The 21,547-nt window shown below is 47.4% G+C and carries 15 protein-coding genes; 10 read left to right on the forward strand and 5 right to left on the reverse strand.

The genetic code is table 11. The annotated features are described in order from the left end of the window. The first annotated feature begins 38 nt into the window (after positions 1-38). From HF638_RS20135 to HF638_RS20150, 4 genes are read left to right on the forward strand one after another with little or no spacing between them, the layout of a single operon-like run. On the forward strand, positions 39-1,013 hold the full coding sequence (locus tag HF638_RS20135) for an ABC transporter ATP-binding protein (protein WP_169481754.1): 975 nt from the start codon (positions 39-41) through the stop codon (positions 1,011-1,013). Continuing rightward, positions 1,006-2,520 carry an osmoprotectant update ABC transporter permease/substrate-binding subunit OpuFB gene (gene opuFB, locus HF638_RS20140; protein ID WP_169481755.1) on the forward strand — a complete coding sequence of 505 codons (1,515 nt, stop codon included), beginning with the start codon at positions 1,006-1,008 and terminating at the stop codon, positions 2,518-2,520. Before HF638_RS20135 ends, opuFB begins: the two co-directional genes overlap by 8 nt. Positions 2,521-2,570: 50 nt before the next feature. Next, positions 2,571-3,917: a dihydrolipoyl dehydrogenase family protein gene (locus tag HF638_RS20145; RefSeq protein WP_169481756.1), complete on the forward strand. Its 1,347-nt coding sequence runs from the start codon at positions 2,571-2,573 to the stop codon at positions 3,915-3,917. Between the two features lie 49 nt (positions 3,918-3,966). Next, positions 3,967-4,575 (forward strand): DUF1349 domain-containing protein, encoded by a 609-nt coding sequence (locus tag HF638_RS20150; protein WP_169481757.1) that lies wholly within the window; start codon positions 3,967-3,969, stop codon positions 4,573-4,575. 247 nt (positions 4,576-4,822) lie between these two features. On the opposite strand, the gene HF638_RS20155 is transcribed toward HF638_RS20150, so the two are convergent. Further along, entirely contained in the window at positions 4,823-5,296 is a 474-nt protein-coding gene (locus tag HF638_RS20155) for an SET domain-containing protein (RefSeq protein ID WP_169481758.1), read from the reverse strand. Positions 5,297-5,495: 199 nt separating this feature from the next. Between HF638_RS20155 and HF638_RS20160 the strand changes: the two genes are divergently transcribed. The 5 genes from HF638_RS20160 to HF638_RS20180 all read left to right on the forward strand — a co-directional run bounded on the left by HF638_RS20160 (position 5,496) and on the right by HF638_RS20180 (position 17,550). Continuing rightward, complete coding sequence (locus HF638_RS20160) at positions 5,496-7,052, forward strand: ABC-F family ATP-binding cassette domain-containing protein (RefSeq protein WP_169481759.1); 1,557 nt, start codon at positions 5,496-5,498, stop codon at positions 7,050-7,052. A gap of 420 nt (positions 7,053-7,472) precedes the next feature. After that, positions 7,473-12,683: an S-layer homology domain-containing protein gene (locus HF638_RS20165; RefSeq protein ID WP_169481760.1), complete on the forward strand. Its 5,211-nt coding sequence runs from the start codon at positions 7,473-7,475 to the stop codon at positions 12,681-12,683. Positions 12,684-12,942: 259 nt separating this feature from the next. Then, positions 12,943-14,778 carry an assimilatory sulfite reductase (NADPH) flavoprotein subunit gene (locus HF638_RS20170; protein WP_169481761.1) on the forward strand — a complete coding sequence of 612 codons (1,836 nt, stop codon included), beginning with the start codon at positions 12,943-12,945 and terminating at the stop codon, positions 14,776-14,778. A 55-nt stretch (positions 14,779-14,833) separates the two neighbouring features. Continuing rightward, positions 14,834-16,555 carry an assimilatory sulfite reductase (NADPH) hemoprotein subunit gene (gene cysI, locus HF638_RS20175; protein WP_169481762.1) on the forward strand — a complete coding sequence of 574 codons (1,722 nt, stop codon included), beginning with the start codon at positions 14,834-14,836 and terminating at the stop codon, positions 16,553-16,555. 278 nt (positions 16,556-16,833) lie between these two features. Then, positions 16,834-17,550, forward strand: coding sequence for a YebC/PmpR family DNA-binding transcriptional regulator (locus tag HF638_RS20180; RefSeq protein ID WP_169481804.1), 717 nt, complete (start codon positions 16,834-16,836; stop codon positions 17,548-17,550). 86 nt (positions 17,551-17,636) lie between these two features. Here the strand turns inward: HF638_RS20180 and HF638_RS20185 are convergent, their stop codons facing one another. The 4 genes from HF638_RS20185 to HF638_RS20200 all read right to left on the reverse strand — a co-directional run bounded on the left by HF638_RS20185 (position 17,637) and on the right by HF638_RS20200 (position 20,515). Then, positions 17,637-18,125, reverse strand: coding sequence for a DMT family transporter (locus HF638_RS20185; RefSeq protein ID WP_169481763.1), 489 nt, complete (start codon positions 18,123-18,125; stop codon positions 17,637-17,639). Between the two features lie 14 nt (positions 18,126-18,139). After that, entirely contained in the window at positions 18,140-18,838 is a 699-nt protein-coding gene (locus tag HF638_RS20190) for a cyclic nucleotide-binding domain-containing protein (RefSeq protein WP_169481764.1), read from the reverse strand. Positions 18,839-18,882: 44 nt separating this feature from the next. Then, on the reverse strand, positions 18,883-19,308 hold the full coding sequence (locus tag HF638_RS20195) for a DMT family transporter (protein WP_169481765.1): 426 nt from the start codon (positions 19,306-19,308) through the stop codon (positions 18,883-18,885). 409 nt (positions 19,309-19,717) lie between these two features. Then, positions 19,718-20,515 carry a Nif3-like dinuclear metal center hexameric protein gene (locus HF638_RS20200; protein ID WP_169481766.1) on the reverse strand — a complete coding sequence of 266 codons (798 nt, stop codon included), beginning with the start codon at positions 20,513-20,515 and terminating at the stop codon, positions 19,718-19,720. A 348-nt stretch (positions 20,516-20,863) separates the two neighbouring features. Here HF638_RS20200 and HF638_RS20205 point away from each other — a divergent pair, with 348 nt between their 5' ends. Beyond that, a complete protein-coding gene (locus HF638_RS20205; protein WP_169481767.1) occupies positions 20,864-21,454 on the forward strand; it encodes a biliverdin-producing heme oxygenase in 591 nt (196 codons plus the stop codon). Positions 21,455-21,547: the final 93 nt, after the last annotated feature.

Raw genomic sequence — 21,547 nt, forward strand, 5'->3', positions numbered from 1 at the left:
TTTGAGACACGCCCTAGATAAAGGGGCGAAGAGTGCGGATGATTCAGTTTGAAAATGTATCAAAACAATATCCTGATGGAACTACGGCTTTGCGTCAGGTTAACCTCAACATTAACAAAGGAGAACTGTTCGTCATGATTGGGCCGAGTGGATGTGGCAAAACCACCATGCTCAAAATGATCAATCGCCTGATTGAACGAACAGATGGAACAGTGCGCATTAATGAACGCCCAATCGATGATTACAACATTCACGAATTGCGCTGGAATATCGGATATGTGCTGCAACAGATTGCATTGTTCCCGCATATGACGATTGCCGAGAATATTGCGGTTGTTCCTGAACTCCGAAAATGGAAGTCGGATCAAATCAAGGAACGCGTACATAAGCTGCTGGACATGGTTGGATTGCACGGAGATACGTACAGTGAGCGTAAACCTGCCGAGTTATCCGGAGGACAACAGCAGAGAATTGGTGTGTTGCGTGCACTCGCTGCCGATCCCGAGATTGTATTGATGGATGAACCGTTCAGTGCTCTCGATCCGATGAGCCGCGAGAAATTGCAGGACGATATTCTGGATATCCAGCGTCAGATGAAGAAAACAATTGTGTTTGTCACCCATGATATTCAGGAAGCGATGAAGCTCGGGGATCGCATCTGCATTATGAAGGATGGACAGGTTTTGCAGGTAGGCACTCCGGAAGAACTCATCCGGCAGCCAGTTAATGACTTCGTACGCGAGTTTGTTGGCAGTCCAAGTTCCGATATGAGCGAACAGTCTACATTTGATCTCGAATCCATCATGTTACCCATCTCACCTGGTCATGTGCCAAAATCGGCCAAAACCGCTGTTCCGGTATCCATTACGTTGACGGAGTTAGTTGATATCATGGCTTTCCATGACCATCTACTGGTTGAACGTAACCGCCAGATTATTGGCGAGATCAGTCGTGCTGATCTGATGAAATATTGGTCCGGTCAGTTACAGGAGCGAGGTGATGGACATGAGTAGATTCACGGAGGTGTTCAGCGAGCGTAAAGGTCAGTTGTTGTCTGCTCTTCTTGAACATATTCAGATCTCATTTATCGCGTTGTTCTTTGCTGTCCTCATTGCTATTCCGCTTGGTATCTACTTGACACGCAAGCCAAGAGTCGCTGAACCGATTATCGGGGTTACGGCTGTACTGCAAACCATCCCGTCTTTGGCGCTTCTCGGATTGCTTATCCCTTTATTCGGCATAGGCACACTCCCTGCAATTATTGCACTGGTGGTGTATGCGCTGCTTCCGGTACTTCGGAACACGTACACAGGCATATCGGAAGTCGATCCTTCCATGGTCGAAGCGGCGAATGCGATGGGCATGAATAGTCGACAACGGCTGATCAAAGTGGAGCTGCCACTGGCGATGCCTGTTATTATGGCCGGAATTCGGACCGCAATGGTCCTGATCGTAGGAACGGCGACACTTGCCGCCTTGATCGGCGCAGGAGGCTTGGGTGCATTAATCTTGCTGGGCATTGATCGGAATGATACGGCACTGATCATCCTTGGAGCTATCCCAGCCGCATTGCTGGCTATTTTGTTTGATGTGTTATTGCGGCAGTTCCAGCGGTTGTCCTTCAAGAAAACATTGGTTACTTTGGGTTCGCTTGCTCTGATCGCGATACTTGTGATCACCATTCCCTTTTTTGCGAGGGGAGGACAGAAGGATCTCGTCATTTCCGGGAAACTGGGGGCGGAACCTGAAATTCTGATTAACATGTACAAATTGCTGATTGAAAAAGATACAGACCTGACCGTTGAACTAAAACCCGGATTAGGCAAAACACCATTCCTTTTCAATGCACTCAATTCAGGTGATATTGACATCTATCCCGAATTCACCGGGACAGCGATCTCCGAATTCATGAAAGAAACGGCAGTGAGCACCGATCGGACAGAGGTTTACGAGCAGGCAAGAGACGGAATGCTGAGTCAATTCAACATGGTGCTTTTGAACCCTATGGAATACAACAACACGTATACGTTGGCGGTACCTCAGAGTATCGCAGATCAATACAATCTCAAGACCATTTCCGACCTCAAACCGGTGGAGCAGCAGATGAAGGCGGGATTCACACTTGAATTCTCGGATCGGGAAGACGGATACCTTGGCATCCAGAAGAAGTATGGGATTGAATTTCCGAACGTTGCAACAATGGAACCCAAGCTTCGCTATGGAGCTGTTCAACGTGGTGATATCAATCTCGTAGATGCCTACTCCACAGATAGTGAGTTGAGACAATATGAACTCGTTGTACTGGAGGATGATCAGGAGTTATTCCCACCGTATCAAGGCGCGCCGATGCTTCGTCAAGAAACGGCAGATCAATATCCACAACTGGTTGAGGTGCTGAATCAGCTTGCTGGAAAAATTACGGATGACGAGATGCGTCAGATGAACTATGACGTGAATGTAGATGGAGCGAATCCTGAGCAGGTGGCTACGGAGTACCTCAAACAGGCGGGATTGCTGTAACTTTAGGCGTCTCTACAATTGATGTACCAAGAGGACGAGGAGGAACCGTGATGACACAAGAAACCTATGACTTGATTGCGATTGGAACAGGAAGCGCCGCAAGCTCTGTAATCACCCGCTGCGCTGAAGCTGGCTGGAAAATTGCTGTGATTGATGAACGTGAGTTCGGAGGGACCTGTGCACTGCGCGGCTGTGATCCCAAGAAAGTGCTGGCTGGAGCGGCTGAACTGATCGACTGGAATGAACGGATGCAAGGGAAAGGAATTCAAGGACAGGCGAGAATAGACTGGTCTGATCTGATGGCATTTAAGCGGACTTTTACCGAGAGTATTCCTAGAGCGAGTGAAGACAAATTCAAACAGGCTGGAATGGACACGTATCTTGGTAAAGCTTCATTTGTTGACGAGGACCATATTCAAGTTGGAGAAGAAGTGCTTCATGGCAAAAATATTTTGATTGCTACAGGTGCAAGACCTGCACCACTTCAGATTGAGGGCTCAGAGCATCTTATATATAGTGATGACTTTCTGGATCTGGAACAGCTGCCGGATCGATTAGTGCTGGTAGGCGGTGGATACATTGCATTTGAGTTTGCGCATATTGCGGCCAGAGCCGGGACGGAAGTCCATATCCTGCATCGAAGTGAGCAGCCTCTGAAGTCGTTTGATGCGGAGCTGGTAGAATGTTTGTTGCAAAAATCAAAAGAGATCGGCATTCACGTTCATCTGAACGCGGAGGTGAAGTCCATACGGCAAGAAGGGAACGCCTATGTCGTTCATGGCACACGCAATGGTGCAGATCACCAGTGGCAGTGTGGACTTGTCGTGCACGGAGCCGGGCGCATTCCTAATGTGGATGGGCTAGAATTGGAGAAAGGCAACGTCAGCTACAGCAAAAAGGGAATTACGGTGAACGAGTATTTGCAAAGTGAAAGCAATCCACGAGTGTATGCTGCTGGCGATGTGACCGACACGCAGGGGCTACCTTTGACCCCGCTAGCAGGACAGGAATCCCGCGCGGTTTCGTTTAATTTGTTGGAGGGAAATCAACACAAACCGAATTATAAAGTCATGCCTTCCATTGTGTTTACTGTCCCTGCACTTGGTTCTGTAGGGACGAGTACGGAACAAGCCGAGAAAGAGGGCTATGATGTGCAGGTAAATGATATGTCGAAATGGTATACTTACAAGCGAACGCATGAAAAAGTTGCCATGGCCAAAGTGGTGATCGATAAATCAAGCGGCCGCATTCTGGGTGCGCATGTGCTCGGCAGCAAAACAGAAGAATTGATTAACCTTTTTGCAATGGCGATCCAGTTCAATCTAACGACCGATCAGCTAAACACCATGAATTTTGCATATCCTACTGCTGCTTCGGACTTGGGTTCTCTATTGTAGAAGTGATGAGGAACTCCCCTTTGGGACGGAAGGAAGGATGAGGATATCGATGTCAGCGCATTTTATAGGGCTACATGAAGGCAAGTGGACTAAGGAACCCGTTGCTACGCGGATGGATGGGGATCGTTTCGTCGTGGAAGCTCGAGAAGGCAGTGACTTCTGGGAGAAAACATTCTACGGGTTCTGTCATCGGGATGGACACGCCATGCTTGCACCATGGGACGGAACGGAAGCCATTGAAGTATCTTTTGATCTGAGTTCATTTACCGAATTGTATGATCAGGCGGGATTAATGTTATGGTACGGAGAAGATCAATGGATCAAGGCTGGAGTTGAGGTCAATGATGGTGTCGTTCATGTTGGAGCGGTTGTAACGGATACATATTCCGATTGGTCACTGTCTCCTGTGCCAGAGTGGGGTGGGCGAATCGTAACGATTAGAGCCTCCTACAGTAACGAAGCCGTTGTCATTCGTGCTCGCACAGATGAGCATCCATGGCGTACGATTCGGGTTGCACGGTTTGCCCATGCGACGAACAAACAAGCAGGTCCGTTTCTGTGTTCACCAAAGCGTGCAGGGTTCGAGGTAGCCTTTACCAAGTGGAAATCCACGGCACCCGATGAAGACTTGCACACAGATCCTCCGATTACGGATTAAAACAAGTTAAGATGCACGATAAACAATGAAACACTAACAAGCAAATCTGCCTTAAAAGTAAAACAACACAAATAAGCAAGTCTTCCATCTGTGGAGGACTTGCTTATTTTCGTGTTTGAACATCGGATTATGAAGTGTACTTGATAGAGTACTCTAGGTACTCCATATTCATACTTCAACGTGTGAATCGAGTTCTTTCGCATCTACAACGAAGGTCCTTGCGAACCTTGTTGAATTTAACGTACGTTTATTTACTCGTGTCCGTATCCAGGGACTGGGCTTCAGTCTCTTTTTTTTCCTCATCATCATTGGATTTATTGAACTCAAGCATACGCTCCTCGTAATCATCCAGGAACCATAATGGATCCATGCTGTCTTCCTCACCGTTGTAATTGATCACGATTTCTTCGCCAGCTTTGATGTCTGTATACGCGTAGAAGTCAAAGGTGTGGTTATCAAAATTGATATCATAGGTAGCATTAGGTTCATAGGAGTGGTTGATCAGACTGCCGTAGCCGAGCAGAATGGCGGTATGATTCGCCCCATATTCGAACACGTAATCTTCTAGAATCGTTTTTTCGACATGCTCATGATCTTCATTCGGGTAAGGCACAACGGGTGCCTGATGGATCAGCGTTCCTTTGGCAATATCAACGGTAGCAAATACCCCGCGGTTAAACTCACCACCATCACCCAACTTGGATTGTTTTACTTCAATCATAATCTTCACCTGATGCTCTTCTAAGAGCTCCGTTCTATTAATAGTAGTAATTCGTTAAGGCAAAATTTTAACCCATACTTTCATATAAGGCAAATTTCCGCCAAAAAGGTGGAATAATTTTTAATATGGCGTTGAGTTGTGCAGGATATAACGCTTATAATATACAAAGAATTAAGTCTATATAGAAAAGGTGTCATGAATGAGCATATTAAATGTAGAAAAATTAAGTCACGGTTTTGGTGACCGTGCTATCTTTAACGACGTTTCATTCCGCCTCTTGAAGGGCGAACATATTGGTCTGATCGGGGCCAATGGTGAAGGTAAATCCACCTTCATGAACATTATTACAGGCAAGCTTCAGCCGGATGAAGGCAAGGTAGAGTGGTCCAAACGGATGCGTGTTGGTTATCTGGACCAGCATGCTGTATTGAACAAAGGCCAATCGATCCGTGACATACTTCGCGGTGCGTTCCAGTATTTGTTCGACATGGAACAGGAAATGAATGATATGTATGGCAAAATGGGCGATGTTACCCCAGAGGAACTCGAACAACTTCTTGAAGATGTGGGTACGATTCAGGATACATTGACAAACCAGGATTTCTACATGATCGATGCCAAAGTGGATGAAACCGCACGTGGTCTGGGTCTGACGGATATCGGTCTGGATAAAGACGTTAATGACCTGAGTGGTGGACAGCGTACCAAAGTCCTGCTTGCCAAGCTGCTGCTGGAAAAACCTGATATTTTGCTGCTCGATGAGCCTACGAACTATCTGGATGAATTGCATATCGAATGGCTGAAACGCTATTTGCAGGAATATGAGAATGCTTTTATTCTGATCTCTCACGATATTCCGTTCCTGAACAGTGTTATCAACTTGATCTATCACATGGAGAACCAGAACTTAACTCGCTATGTGGGCGATTATGATCATTTCCAGGAAGTGCATGAGATGAGAAAACAGCAACTGGAGTCGGCTTACAAGCGCCAACAACAAGAGATTGCTGACCTCAAGGATTTTGTAGCGCGGAACAAAGCAAGTGTTGCTACACGCAATATGGCGATGTCCAGACAGAAGAAACTCGACAAAATGGATGTCATCGAGATCGCCAAGGAGAAACCGAAACCGCAGTTCAACTTCCGTGATGCAAGAACATCCGGCAAGCTCATTTTCGAAACCAAAGGTCTTGTAATTGGATACAACGAACCGTTGTCCAGACCACTGGATCTGCGTATGGAGCGGGGACAGAAGATTGCCCTCGTTGGTGCGAACGGAATCGGTAAAACAACCCTGATGCGTAGTATTCTGGGTGAAATTCAGGCTCTGGAAGGAACCGTTCAACGCGGTGAACATCTGGAGATTGGTTACTTCCAGCAAGAGATGAAGGATGCCAACTACAATACGTGTATTGAAGAGATCTGGCAGGAGTTCCCTTCTTATACCCAATTCGAGGTGCGTGCTGCACTTGCGAAATGTGGTTTGACTACAAAACACATTGAGAGCAAGGTTGCTGTACTAAGTGGTGGCGAGAAAGCTAAAGTGCGTCTCTGTAAGCTGATCAATAACGAAACCAACCTGCTTGTACTCGATGAGCCGACGAACCATCTGGACGTTGATGCCAAGGAAGAGTTGAAACGTGCGCTCAAGGCTTACAAAGGCAGTATTCTTCTGATTTCCCACGAACCAGAATTCTATCGTGACGTGGTTACGGAGACGTGGAACTGTGAGTCGTGGACAACGAAAGTATTCTAAGGTATTCACGCTTCGAGCTTGCGAACAAGCTCGAAGCGTGAATAAGGCGCGAATTTTGCTTGCAAAACAGGCAGAACTCGCGCCTTTTTTGCATGGTTTTAACGAAAAATGTTTGAGAAGAATTCATAGTTGACAGCTTTAATAAGGCAATAATATAATTCAGGAAAGCGATTACATTTACATATTAGAAACCTGTTTCACTGCATAGGGGCAAGGAAGATACGGTATTCCAAATGGGTATCATTGCACTTAGAAGGGAAGACGGGTCTTTTTTTGCGCTCGAATGAAACCGGTTTCATTAAAATAAGGAGGTGGACCTAGCTCGTTACTGACCGCTGGCTGCTGAGGACAGGCCGGACAACAACACCGTGCCTTCAAGAACCATGCTTTCATCTTCCAAGCCAAAGGAGAGAATGAACATTGGATAAACTCAGGAAACCCATGATATTCATGTTATCTGCAACACTTGCGCTATCCTCCGGACCGCTGATGCTGCCGAGTAAGGCATATGCTGATATGAACAGTATACCCGCCACGTTGTTGCAGGACGATTTTACGGATGGGGATTTCACGGCATCACCTGCGTGGAACGTTAGCTCAGGCAATTGGGAAGTGCTCGCTGACCCGACAGATGCGTCCAACTTCACGCTTTTCCAGAACGATACCAATGAAGGCATCATCTCCACCGGAGACTCCATGTCGGACATGACCGTGTCCATGCGCTTTTACACGGGAGCCGGTCAAGGGTATCCGGGAATATTGCCGCGGTTTCAGGATAAGAGCAACTTTTACTATTTTCAAATGCAAGTACCTAACCATAAACTCGTTTTCTCGAAAAGGGTGAACGGGACAGATACCACTTTGAAAACGGTGGACTATGCGTTTACCAAAAATACGTGGTACACGCTCAAAGTGGTGCTGTCGGGTACCTCCATTCGCGGGTATGTTGTTGAAAATGGCTCCGATCGGTTGGTATTTGATCTGATCGATCCTACATACGGGTCAGGTACAGTTGGCATTCGAAATAAGTGGCAGTCGGTCCATGCAGATGACGTGACCATCGCCGAGCAGCCGCCAGGGAACGATATTCAGCTCTCCATTGCCGAGCAGACGGCATCTTCGGTTTCCCTGCAATGGTCTGAACTCTCAGGTGCATCGAGCTATCGCCTCTATCGTTCCACTGCCCCTGAAGGCGGTTATTCCCTGGTAACCAACACTGGAACTTTGGGACACACGGATGAAGGATTAAGTGGGGATACGATGTATTATTACAAGCTCGCTTATGAATACGGAGGCCTCACCGAGTCATTATGGACTGCTCCGCTGGAAGTTCGAACGACAGCCGCAGCACCACAGGCTCCGGGCGAATTAAAGGCCGAAGCACTCAATGCCACGAGTGTGAAGCTATCTTGGCCCGCCGTGGACAAGTCAACTGGCTATCGCGTGGTTCGGGCCGAATCTGGAAGTGACCAGTATGAGCAGGTATACGAAGGGAAGGGGCTTGTTTTCATAGATGAGAGGCTTGAGCCCGGTAACAGCTACAGCTATCGTGTAACAGCCTATAACGCAGCTGGGGAGTCAGCATTCACTGTTGCAGAAGCCACTACGTATTCCATTGACTCTCCTGCAGCATTTGCTGCCACAGCTGTGACGGATACATCGATCTCTCTGGGGTGGAACGACCTTTCTGGTTCTGATGTAACGTATACGGTTTCCAGATCTACCAGTGCTACAGGTACATATCAGCAGGTGTACAGTGGCAATGAAAGCACGTTTAACGATAGTGGTCTGACGATGGGTACGGGATATTTTTACATCATCCAGGCAACCGTGGATGGCGTCGTATCTCCAGCTTCTGCACCGTTGGGTGTTGCCACGATTCGTACAAGCATTACACCAGGGCAACTGTGGCCGGATCTGGACGGTAAGCCGATTGATGCGCATGGGGCAGGCTTTTTCTATGATGAACAGACGGATATGTATTACTGGTATGGTGAATACCACAAGGGCGGCTGGCCAGCGGTTGGTGTGCGCGTGTATTCATCCAAGGATCTGATGAACTGGACAGATGGAGGTATGGCTCTAACGACGCTCCAATCCATGGATGATTTTGACAATGACCCGTTGATTTCCGAATTGTATGCAGGACGCGAAGACAAGGTGGATATCTGGGCAGATATTCGCAGAGGGCGAATCATTGAACGGCCGAAGGTCATCTACAACGACAAAACGAAGAAATACGTGATGTGGGCCCACATGGACGGTGACAAGGACCCATACAACAATAATGCAAACTACGGTAAAGCGCGGGCGGGTTACGCGATCAGCGACTCTCCAACAGGACCTTTTGTATATCAGAAGAGTTACCGAATGGACAGAACTCCGGAAGGGGAGAAAGACTATTTCCCAAGCGATCTGGGTATGGCCCGTGATATGACGTTGTTCAAGGATGATGACGGGACCGGATACCTGATCTATTCCAGCGAGGAAAACCTGACGCTCTATATCTCCAAATTGAATGAAGACTACAGTGACGTAACAGGGTGGCATAAGGAAGGACGAATGGATGACAAAGGCAATCCGGTGCGTGATTCCACCTATCAGGCGCAATACGGCGTCGATTACGTGCGAGTGTTTCCGGGAGGGCAACGCGAAGCGCCAGCGATGTTCAAGTATCAGGGTAAATATTATATTTTGACCTCTGGAGCTTCTGGCTGGGCCCCTAACGAAAACAAAGTGACGGTTGCGGACAATATCTTTGGCCCTTGGTCAACGCAGACCAATCCGTTCGTGCGCATGTTACCAACCGATCCCGATCCAGGCAAAGCATTCGGCACGCAGACCACAGCGGTTATTCCAGTCGACCCGGAAAAAGGCAAGTTCATTTACGTAGGGGATACATGGAACGGTGGCAATTTCTCGAATGACGCTGCAAAATACGTGTTCTTGCCAATTGAGTTTGGAATAGGCTCCGACATCGCAATCAAGTGGTATAACAGCTGGACACCTGATTTGCTGAATTCGATGGGCAAAGTCGATATCGCTGATCCGTTGCCAGAAAATGTGGCGCTTGGCAAATTGCCATCCCTGCCAACGACATTGAATGTGCGCGACGGTGGTGAACTGGTGTCAACGCCAGCGGTGTGGACCATTGATAATCGGGCCATGACGGCAGAAGATTTTGCTAAGCCAGGACCGCTCACGATACAGGTAACGACACCGGAATATAACAACAAAAAACAGGCGGTTCGTGTAAACGTCATTCCAGAGAATACATTATATTTTGTGAATAGCGGGGGTTACGAAACGGCTGATTATAGTCTCATGGGTGCTTATATGAAAGGGACACTTGCGAACCCGGGAACGGCTGATCAGATGTACGCTCCGGCAGAGGGACGCAATTGGGGTTACGTTGGTGCTGATGCGTTGGCATCCGGTTCGAATGGCGGAGATATATTCTCGACCGTACGTTATCTGAACGGTGGCAATGTCAGCAATTCTCCTAAAGGCACGGACTTAATCTATACATTTGATGTGCCGAACGGGACATACGATGTGTACGCAGGATTCAACGATCCGTGGACCAATGCATCGCGCAGAGCAAACTTCCTTATCAATGGCATCAATACGGGTGCAGTCACTTTTACACCTGCCAGTGTGAGAGCGCACAAAGGCATTAGCGTGTCGGACAACAAGCTGGAACTAACCGTTCGCAACACGGCATCGCAGGACCCGATGATTAGTTGGATTATGATCGTTAAACCAGATGCGGCACCACCTGCCAATGACAGTGCTGGCCTGAATGCTAGTGTATTGGATTCAACGAGCGCAACGCTTCACTGGGATGCACGTCTTGGTGCAGCAAGCTACAAGCTCTACCGCTCAGACCGTGAACAAGGAGAATATAACGTGGTCTATAGTGGAAATTTGAGAGAATACAAGGATAGTGAGCTGAATCCCGGCACGGATTACTATTACAAAGTTGAAGCTTTCGATGCTTCGGGGCAATCCGTGAGTGGTTTATCTTCCGCTTATCCTGTGCTTACGGAACAGCAGACCGCTGCCGATATAGCTACAGGCATTACGGCACTGGAACAGCCTTCCGCAGGTGCGAAGAAACTGAAGTTACCGGTAGTGCCGAAAGGTTTCACGGTGACGATCGCTTCCAGTTCGGTACCGTCTGTCATTCAAACTGATGGAACGATCGTCCCGCCATCAAAGGAAACAACGGTACTACTTGCGTTGGAAATTACCCGAACTTCTGACGACAGTAAAGCTCTGACTGAGCCTTTGACGGTGAAGGTGCCCGCATCTGTGCCTTCCTCCGGAGGCAACCCTGGTTCGGGCGGTAATTCAGGTGGTAATCCATCAAATGGTTCTGGCTCAAGCAGCAATGGTGGGCAATCAGGAAGTGGTAGCCCGGGTGGGGAGAATCCTGCATCACAACCTGAGGCACAGAAGGATCGTTCTGTTCTGGAGTTGCAGGGTCAGTCTGACCAGAAGGGTGTAGTGCAGTCGAAAGTGGATGATCCCATGATTAAAGAGGCTTTTAAAGTTGCCCCTGCAACGGATGCGGGTCAGCGCTTGGTCGAACTTCGGCTGAAGCCAGTCTCGGGAGCAAATGCATATGAAGTGTCTCTGCCTGCCTCTGCGTTGTTGGATCAAGGTGAATCACATGTGTTCAACATCGTTACTGAGCTGGGGACGTTGGAGCTTCCTGCAACACTGTTAACCAAGGATGTGGTTGGTGATGGGACTACATCAATCCGATTGATGAGAACGGAGTTACCGCAAACGTTAGCAGGTCGGCTTGGCACGCAGCATGGGGTTCAACTTGAACTCCAACTGGATGGTAAGGCTTGGCCATCAGGAAGCGAATTGGTGCTTCGTCTGCCTTATCAATCATCGCCAAATGCTCAGCAGGATCGGATTGTAGCGTTTGCCATTGACGCGAACGGTGTGGCAACCCCGTTGCCGCAAAGTCACTACGATTCCAATAGCGGGGAGATTGTATTTTCCGTAACGTCATTTACAGGAAATTATGCCGTTGTGTCTGTAGAGCAGACATTCGCAGATCTTGCAGAAGTGCAGTGGGCCAAGAAAGCGATGGAGGCATTGGCTGTCCGAGGCGTGATTGCTGCCGAGGTAAGCGGAGATTCCAGCCAGTTGCATCCAAAACAGGAGATGACCCGCGGGCAATACATGCAGTGGCTGATGACAGCACTGGGCTTGAATACAGCTTCCGGGAATGCGTTCTCTGATGTAAACGAAAAAGCTTCGTACTATGAAGCAGTTACAGCTGCGCGTTCGCTCGGCATCACCGGTGGTACCGGTGACGGGCGGTTCTTGCCAGAGTCCACGATCACCCGTCAGGAAATGATGACGTTGACAGTGAGAGCTCTTGCAGCGGCTGGAATGGTTGACTCCGAGATGGATGCAACAGATAGTCTCACACGTTTCCGCGATGCTTCCGAGATTCGCTCCTATGCCCGGGATAGCGTGGCATTACTTGTGAATTTGGGCATCGCCAACGGGTACAATGGTGAGGTGAAACCTCTTGCCGAAGCGACCCGAGCTGAATCGGCTACGTTGCTACATGCGATGATGAGCAAACTCGTATGGAATAAGTGATGATACACCAGAATCGCAGCGTGTGAAAAAGAAGGCTTACTTTGACCTGAAACACAGGTCGGAGTAAGTCTTTTTGCGTTACCTTAACAGAGGTGGATTCGCACATATTGTTCCTTTATCAGCGAAACTGATAAATGTCATAAAATCATTGAAATTGACCCTAAACACCCGGTGTGTTAGGTTTTAGAGAGAAGAAATTAAATTAATGTGATCATTTTAGTCGGAATTAAAATCGAAGCAATGCGCGAGGTGGCAAACAGTGGAACTTCAAGTGACAAACAGCCCTTTTAATCAAGAACAAGTTGAACTGCTTAATCGTCTTATTCCTACGTTGACCGATGGACAACGGACTTGGTTGAGTGGATATATTGCAGCAATCCAAGCAAGCGCGACAATAGCGGCTCCGGCTAACCTGGTACAGGCTGCACCAACTACAGGTATTGCGCCTGTCAGTGCTGCGCCAGTGTCTAGGGAAGTGACCGTGCTCTTCGGTTCACAAACCGGGAATTCCAGTGGCCTATCGAAGAAGCTGGCCAAGAAACTTGAAGAGCAAGGTCTTCAGGTAACGTTATCATCTATGGGAGATTTCAAACCGAACGGACTCAAGAAAATTGAAAATCTCCTTATCATCGTCAGTACCCATGGCGAAGGTGAACCACCGGATAATGCGATTCCGCTGCATGAATTCCTGAACAGCAAACGAGCTCCGAAGCTCGAAGGACTTCGTTACTCGGTGTTGGCTCTCGGAGATACCTCCTATGAGTTCTTTTGTCAGACAGGTAAGGACTTCGATAAACGATTGCAGGAGTTGGGTGGTACAGCTCTTGTACCGCGCGTGGACTGTGATGTTGATTTTGATGAAGCAGCTGCGGAGTGGATGAATGAAGTACTGGCGTCATTAAGCAGCACATCAGCTGCTGCGGGCACAGTAACGACTGAAGCAGTTATTGCTGCGGTGAGCGGCGGGGAATCCGAATATGATCGCACGAATCCATTCAAGAGTGAAGTGTTGGAAAATCTTAATCTGAATGGCAGAGGCTCGGACCGTGAAACACGTCATATTGAGTTATCCTTGGAAGGGTCCAACCTGGATTACGAGCCTGGTGACAGCCTTGGGGTATTTCCTGAGAACCATCCGCGCCTTGTCGATGAATTGATTGCAGCTATGGGGTGGAATGCCGATGAGCGTGTGACCGTGAACAAAAACGGCGATCAGACATCTGTGCACGAAGCGTTGCTACGTTATTTCGAGATCACAGCTGTGACGAAACCGGTCGTGGAACAACTTGCGAAACTGAATCCTGGGAGTGGCTTAACAGCATTACTCGCAGATGATTCCGAATTCCGTACAGTCATGCACAGCTGTGATCTGCTGGATCTGGTTCAGGATTATAATCTGAAAGGTACTCCTGCCGGAGAATTCGTAGCTGCTCTTCGCAAAATTCCGGCACGACTATACTCCATAGCGAGTAGTTCGAAGTCTTTCCCGGACGAAGTTCATCTCACCGTTCGTACGGTACGTTATGAAGCACGTGGCAGAGAGCGTTACGGTGTATGCTCAGTTCATCTGGCTGAGCGAATCGAAGCTGGCGACACTCTGCCTGTATATATACAACATAACCCGAATTTCAAGCTGCCTGAGAACCCGGACACGCCGATCATCATGGTTGGCCCAGGTACAGGTGTAGCGCCGTTCAGATCTTTCCTTGGTGAACGTGAGGAAACTGGCGCAGAAGGCAAAACATGGCTGTTCTATGGAGATCAGCATTTCGCCACGGACTTCTTGTACCAGACGGAGTGGCAGCGCTGGCTCAAAGATGGTGTGCTCACGAAGATGGATGTAGCCTTCTCCCGTGATACTGAACAAAAAGTGTATGTACAACATCGCATGCTTGAACACAGCAAAGAGTTGTACCAGTGGCTCCAGGAAGGTGCAAGCGTATATATCTGTGGTGACGAGAAAAAAATGGCACATGATGTGCATGCTGCGCTTACCACGATTCTTGAACAAGAAGGCGGCTTATCGCCTGAGCAGGCATCGGAATATCTGACACGGTTGCAACAGGATAAACGTTATCAGCGGGACGTCTATTAAAATTACCGGTCTAGCCGGATTGCATCATCCCGCAGAGACGAGAGGAGAAAGCAACATGGCTTATAATAACTTACTTAACCCACAGCGCACGAATAGCGATGTAGAAGATATAAAGATCAAAAGTGATTACTTGCGCGGAAGTCTGACCGAAACGTTGGCTGATCGTATCACGGGTGCAATTCCCGAGGACGACAACCGTCTAATGAAACACCACGGCAGCTACATGCAGGATGATCGTGACCTGCGTAACGAGCGTCACAAATCAAAACTGGAGCCTGCATACCAATTCATGTTGCGTGTGCGTGCTTCCGGGGGCATTGTAACGCCAGAGCAATGGTTAATGATGGACAGTGTTGCACATAAATATGCGAACGAGACGATTCGTTTGACCACCCGTCAGTCTTTTCAACTGCATGGCGTACTCAAGTGGGATCTCAAAAACACCATTCGCGAAGTGAACGATTCATTGCTAAGCACACTGGCTGCATGTGGTGACGTGAACCGTAACGTGATGTGTAACCCGAATCCGAATCAATCCGATGTGCATGCCGAAGTGTATGAGTGGGCATGTCAGGTGAGCAATCATCTGGATCCTCGCACGCGGGCGTACCATGAACTGTGGCTGGACGGAGAGAAAGTGATTGATTCCCAGGATTCCGACGAAGAAGTTGAACCGATTTATGGCAAAGTATATTTGCCACGTAAGTTCAAAATCGGCATTGCTGTACCGCCATCCAATGATGTGGACGTCTTTTCACAGGATCTTGGCTTTATTGCTATTGTGGAGAACGGCAAGCTGCAGGGCTTCAACGTTTCCGTTGGCGGTGGCATGGGGATGTCTCATGGTGACTCCAAAACCTATCCTCAGGTGTCCAAAGTTATTGGGTTCTGTACACCAGAGCAAATGATTGATGTTGCAGAGAAAACAGTCATGATTCAGCGCGATCATGGTGATCGTGCGGTTCGTAAACATGCTCGTTTCAAATATACGCTGGATGACCGTGGTGTGGAGTGGTTTGTCGAAGAGCTGACCAGCCGTCTGGGATGGAAGCTGGATGTTGCACGTCCGTATCATTTTGAGACTAACGGAGATCGATATGGTTGGGTAAAAGGCAATAATGGTAGATGGCACTACACGCTGTTCATTCAGAATGGTCGTGTAAAGGATGTTGACGGCTATCCGCTCATGACGGGTCTGCGTGAAATTGCCAAAGTGCATACGGGTGATTTCCGTCTGACGGCGAACCAGAATCTGATTATCGGTAATATCAGCAGCCAGAAGAAGAAAAAGATTGAAGCACTCATTCAACAGTACAACCTGACCGATGGTGCGCATTACTCTGCGCTGCGCAGAAGTTCGATGGCTTGTGTTGCACTTCCGACTTGTGGTCTGGCAATGGCTGAGTCCGAACGTTACTTGCCATCCTTGATCGATAAACTGGAGCCAGTACTGGACGAAGCAGGGCTGAGAGACAAAGAGATTGTCATTCGGATGACCGGCTGCCCGAACGGATGTGCAAGACCGATGCTGGCGGAGATTTCGTTTATCGGTAAAGCGCCGGGGAAATACAACATGTATCTCGGAGGCAGCTTCACCGGACATCGCTTGAACAAGCTGTACAAAGAAAACATTGGCGAAACCGAGATTTTGGACACGTTGACTCCAATGGTGAACCAATATGCCAAAGAGCGCAACGAAGGTGAGCATTTCGGAGACTTTGTCATTCGTGCAGGATATGTTCCTGAAGTGCTGGATGGTCGACAATTTCATGCTTAAATGACCGGGTAAGATGAACGGAAGTTAAGACTGATTTAGGGCGGAAGCATTCCTTGCGGAGTGCTTCTTGTTTTCTATATATGATGGGATTAGAGATAACGGTAGTTGCTACAGAGAGATTGATGAGAGGATAAACTGTGGCTAAACTTTAAACGGAGATGGATAATCACCGGAGTTATTCCCATTTTTTCGTGTGTATTAACTTGTTGAAGTACGCTCAACAAGATATAATGGCATAGTAGAAAGCAGATTACATGTTGAAAGTGAGCGGAAACGATATGGGTCGTAAGTGGAATAATATCAAGGAAAAAAAAGCTTCAAAAGATGCAAACACGAGCCGGGTCTACGCTAAATTCGGCGTTGAGATCTATGTAGCTGCCAAGAAGGGCGAACCAGACCCGGAAGCGAACCGTGCACTGAAAGTCGTGCTGGAACGTGCCAAAACGTATAATGTACCCAAAGCCATCATTGACCGTGCGATGGAAAAAGCAAAAGGCAGCGGGGATGAGAACTATGAAGAGCTGCGTTATGAAGGCTTCGGACCGAATGGTGCGATGGTCATCGTAGATGCACTCACTAACAATGTGAATCGTACAGCGCCGGAAGTGCGCTCTGCGTTTAACAAAAACGCTGGTAACATGGGTGTCAGTGGTTCTGTTGCTTACATGTTTGATTCAACAGCGGTTATCGGTGTAGAAGGCAAGAATTCCGAAGAAGTGCTTGAACTTCTGCTCGAAGCAGATGTAGATGTACGTGATATCGTGGACGAAGACGATGCTGTGATCGTATATGCAGATCCGGATCAATTCCACGCTGTACAAGAAGCATTCAAAGCTGCGGGTGTTACTGAGTTCACAGTAGCCGAGCTGACGATGCTTGCGCAAAACCATATTGAACTTCCAGAGGACGCACAAGCTCAGTTCGAGAAACTGATCGATGCGCTTGAGGACCTTGAAGATGTTCAACAAGTTTACCATAACGTAGAGTTCGTGTAAGATAACGAGGCGATACGTGGTTTGATTGCAAAAAAAGAGTGTCTGACCAATCTACGCGATTGGACGGACACTCTTTTTTTGTTTGTTTACGAGTCAGACTGCAACGTTCCAGTGGACTGATCTGATTTTTCCGATTTACTTCCACCGAACTTGAATAACACAATTCCACCCACAATGACAAGCACACCGAGCAGTTGATTCCACGAAAAAGGAATTTGCTCCAGACCGAGCCATCCCATGGAATCAAACAATAGAGCAAAGCTCAGTTGGGACGTCAGCACGATCGAGATGGCATATGTGGGGCCAAGTAGTTTCATCCCTTGCACCAGACAGAAGACTACGCCAACGCCGATGGCTCCGCTGAGCCAGTACCAAGGTTGCATATGCTGAAAGCTGAATGTATTTTTACCTTCCACTAGCAGAGAGATGAGGAATGAGGCAATGAATCCGGTGAACAACACCATCGTTGTGGTAGACCATGAACCGGTGCGTTCATTGACTTTGCTATTAAAAATCGTTTGCAGACTGACAAGTGCACCTGCCAGCAACGCAAGTGAAATCCCTGTAATTAACATGGTTGTCGAACTCCTTATTCATAAATATTGTGACCTGCTATTTCACGCAGACCCGCCCGATCCTTGATCATAATCAATCCTTGATGTCGTTCAATTAATCCGTCTGCACAGAGCTTCTGGATGACTCGGTTCAGATGTCGGTAACTGGTGCCGATCAGATTCGCAATGTCGGTCAGATTGAACGCGTCCAGCTCTTCATGAACGACGTTGCCCGCTTCTTCTGTCGAGATGGAGAGCAGGTAGCTGACTAGACGAACCTCAACGGGATACATCAGATTGAAATTGGAAAAGTTCGAGTCAATGTAGAATTTGTGTGAGATGATTTTCAGTAAAAATTTAAGCAAGGGTGCATAATCGCTGGCAAGCTCAGCGAGCCATTGATAATGAATGCGAAGCATCACCACAGGCGATACGGCCTGAACCGTATTGACAATATCGCTTTCACGGACATACTCTATGTCCCCGACGACTTCGAGCGGTGTCTTGAAGCAAAGCACTAGCGTTTTATCCTGAGCCGAGGTGGTGAAAATCTTGATTTTACCCTCGACCAGTACGTACAAATATTCGGAAGCTTCTCCTTCACGACAGATCAGTTCACACTTCTCGAAGTGGCATAACGTCATATGTGGACGTAGGGGCTCGTGAAATACCGTTTCGAGTTGATATCGCTTCAGATAGTGCATTAATTGTTGCTCGTTATGGATCTCTTCCACGCTGTTGTTCACCCCCGACTATATGTTCCAATCATTCTCAAAAACTATAGTTTCATAATGATAACACCAGCCACCATTAAGGCAATGCCCAGAAATTGCGGCAGTTTCATTTTTTGTTTCACCACGCCAAACCATCCGTTACTATCCACCAGAAAAGTCAGGAACAGCTGAGCGATCAGTAGGGCCGAGATCGTGAACGTAACCCCGATTTGCTGAATGGCCGTTACTTCGCTGAAAATAATGACCGCGCCAAAAGCGCCTCCAGCCAGATACATAGGTTTTACTTGTTTGAGTCCTTGAAGGTTGGTGTCACGAACGAACAACAGGATGAGCGCCGCTAGTATGAATCCCGTCAGTTGTGTAATCGTAGCGGCTTGCCATGTGCCCATGTCGGTGCTAATCCGAGTATTGGCAACCCCTTGTAGTGTGATACAAGCACCACCCAGTAATGCAAAAATAATTCCTCTCATATGTACTCTCCTTATTCAATCACTTCGACTTCTATTTAATGATAAACTCACCCCGAACGCCAAGGACAAATGTCCTGAGCTCTGAAGTCACAGCATTTAGAGTACAATAAAGAACTCGGAAAATCCAGATGGGGCATGAAGAGATACGCGGCATATATGCTCAGGCGGGTAGAAAGGGGCGGTAAAACAGGGGAAATGGAGGAATAGGGTGTCTACGATTCGTTACTTTTGAAAATCGGAAAATATTCGCTACATAGAGTGTGTCAGGTTCGTTAGCTATCCAAGAAATGAAACGAGAATCTGCCGACTTGACCCCGGAGCGTAGAAAGTATGCAAAGCTCCGAGGTACGCGGGGCAATGAGATTAGAACGAATCAGTTAGATCCTCTCCGTACAAACCAATCATAATATTAGATCACAGTGTACAAAGGCTTCTCGCCCACAAAACGAACTGACAATTCAGGAAGACGTTCTGCCAAACTATGTGCCAAAAGCTTCATTCCCGAAGCCTCGCTCTCGGCATGTCCGATCATGATCAGTGCCTTGGACTTGCCCTGTTGCACGGCATCTCGGATATATTCCGGTGTCTCCCATTCGAATCCTTCTCCAGCGATGATGAGATCCAATTGGCTATTCTGAATCAGGGGAATCGTCACATGACCATTGCCACGAAAACCTACCAATACCGCTGCGCGTCTACAGACTATTTCTGCATTGCCTGCAACGCGTACATACTCGATCCCAAGGCAACTTTTCACATGGTGAGCAATAGCTTCAACGGTGCTTCCTTCCAGAAAAGAAAGGATGTCTGCTTCCGGTAGTCGTTCCTTCACATAAGAGGACCACCCCAATGCCTGAATCAATCCTTCGGTAATGCCATCCGGTTGAAACCGGTGGATGATATCATGACAGCGATAGATGGAAATGTCTGCTTCGTCGATCAATTTCCTTTTGTCCACATATACCGAATCATTTGCAAGCCAATCTGTATGACTGTGATGGTTATAAAACGGAGATTCATGCGCAATGATCAAGTTAGCACCGTGCTGTATGGCTTGTTCAATAACATAATGTGTGGGCATAAAAGCAATGATAATACCTGTGACCTTTCGATCAAGTGAGCCCGTAATCAGCTGATCCACCGTGTTTTCCGGCAATTCAATGTTAGCTGTGAGATGAAGTACAATGTCTTGAACAGTAAGGTCCATAGGATGCATTCCTCCAATGACAGGATATAAAGGTAGTGTACCATGTTGACATCTGAAATCTACTGCCTTCCAGATTATAGGGGTCATTTTTACGGTTTGCGGTTAATACTAGTACATAGAGACATCAGGTCAGTTAAGATAACAACGAAGGAAAGTATTGGGGACGTAGACATGTAGGATTCATATAGTTTTCTCTAACAAGAATAAGTATACTTACATAGAGTCTTTGTCTTCATTAATGGAGCTGATTGCAGCGCAAGTAGTTCTATTTTCAGGCACAATGAGATTCGATTGAGGATAAGCATGAATTTGCATATACAGAACAGATTGTGAAAGGGGATAACTACGATGACATCAACAAATATTATGGAACGTCTGAAGAGCGAGACAGCTCATTATCACAGACAAGTAGAACAGAACCCTTATGCGAAAGCCATTATGAATCAAACTGTGACTATAGAAGAATATAGAACATATTTAGAGAAATTTTATGGATTCCTGAAACCGCTGGAAGATCAGGCTGTACAGCAGCCTTTCTGGGGAAGTACGGGATTGGATATCGATATTAGAGGCAAGGCTGGACTGTTGGAAAAAGATTTACGAAATCTGGGTGCAAGTGAAGAGGAAATCAGCCAACTTCCGCTCTGTGAAGAACTGCCGGATATTTCAACACCTGCCGGTTTGTTCGGATATCTGTATGTAATTGAGGGGTCCACGAACGGTGGACAGATTATGACCAAACGTTTGTCGCAGTTCCTGCCCATTGAAGCTGATCGTGGATTGGAATATTTCAATGCCTATGGTACAGAGACTAGAACAAGATGGAGCGAGTTTATGGGTTTGCTGCAGCAGTCCATCAGTACTCCAGAAGATCATGACAACATGGTACACAGTGCATCAGAGACATTCCGACTGTTAGATCAATGGATTAATACGTAGGGCGGACTTTTTTTTCATATTTTAAAAGGTATCTATATAAGTTGAAGTAATCATTAATTCAACTTATATAACATCATGAGAGGGGATTTTCCT

The organism is Paenibacillus sp. SZ31, from assembly GCF_012912005.1.
Classification (GTDB): domain Bacteria; phylum Bacillota; class Bacilli; order Paenibacillales; family Paenibacillaceae; genus Paenibacillus.

What these genes read in the sequence shown, in the direction of transcription:
- HF638_RS20145 (WP_169481756.1), top strand. Translation starts at nt 2,571, where the DNA reads ATGACACAAGAAACCTATGACTTGATTGCGATTGGAACAGGAAGCGCC.
- HF638_RS20150 (WP_169481757.1), top strand. Translation starts at nt 3,967, where the DNA reads ATGTCAGCGCATTTTATAGGGCTACATGAAGGCAAGTGGACTAAGGAA.
- cysI (WP_169481762.1), top strand. Translation starts at nt 14,834, where the DNA reads ATGGCTTATAATAACTTACTTAACCCACAGCGCACGAATAGCGATGTA.
- HF638_RS20135 (WP_169481754.1), top strand. Translation starts at nt 39, where the DNA reads ATGATTCAGTTTGAAAATGTATCAAAACAATATCCTGATGGAACTACG.
- HF638_RS20205 (WP_169481767.1), top strand. Translation starts at nt 20,864, where the DNA reads ATGACATCAACAAATATTATGGAACGTCTGAAGAGCGAGACAGCTCAT.
- opuFB (WP_169481755.1), top strand. Translation starts at nt 1,006, where the DNA reads ATGAGTAGATTCACGGAGGTGTTCAGCGAGCGTAAAGGTCAGTTGTTG.
- HF638_RS20185 (WP_169481763.1), bottom strand. Translation starts at nt 18,125, where the DNA reads ATGTTAATTACAGGGATTTCACTTGCGTTGCTGGCAGGTGCACTTGTC.
- HF638_RS20200 (WP_169481766.1), bottom strand. Translation starts at nt 20,515, where the DNA reads ATGGACCTTACTGTTCAAGACATTGTACTTCATCTCACAGCTAACATT.
- HF638_RS20155 (WP_169481758.1), bottom strand. Translation starts at nt 5,296, where the DNA reads ATGATTGAAGTAAAACAATCCAAGTTGGGTGATGGTGGTGAGTTTAAC.
- HF638_RS20180 (WP_169481804.1), top strand. Translation starts at nt 16,834, where the DNA reads ATGGGTCGTAAGTGGAATAATATCAAGGAAAAAAAAGCTTCAAAAGAT.
- HF638_RS20160 (WP_169481759.1), top strand. Translation starts at nt 5,496, where the DNA reads ATGAGCATATTAAATGTAGAAAAATTAAGTCACGGTTTTGGTGACCGT.
- HF638_RS20195 (WP_169481765.1), bottom strand. Translation starts at nt 19,308, where the DNA reads ATGAGAGGAATTATTTTTGCATTACTGGGTGGTGCTTGTATCACACTA.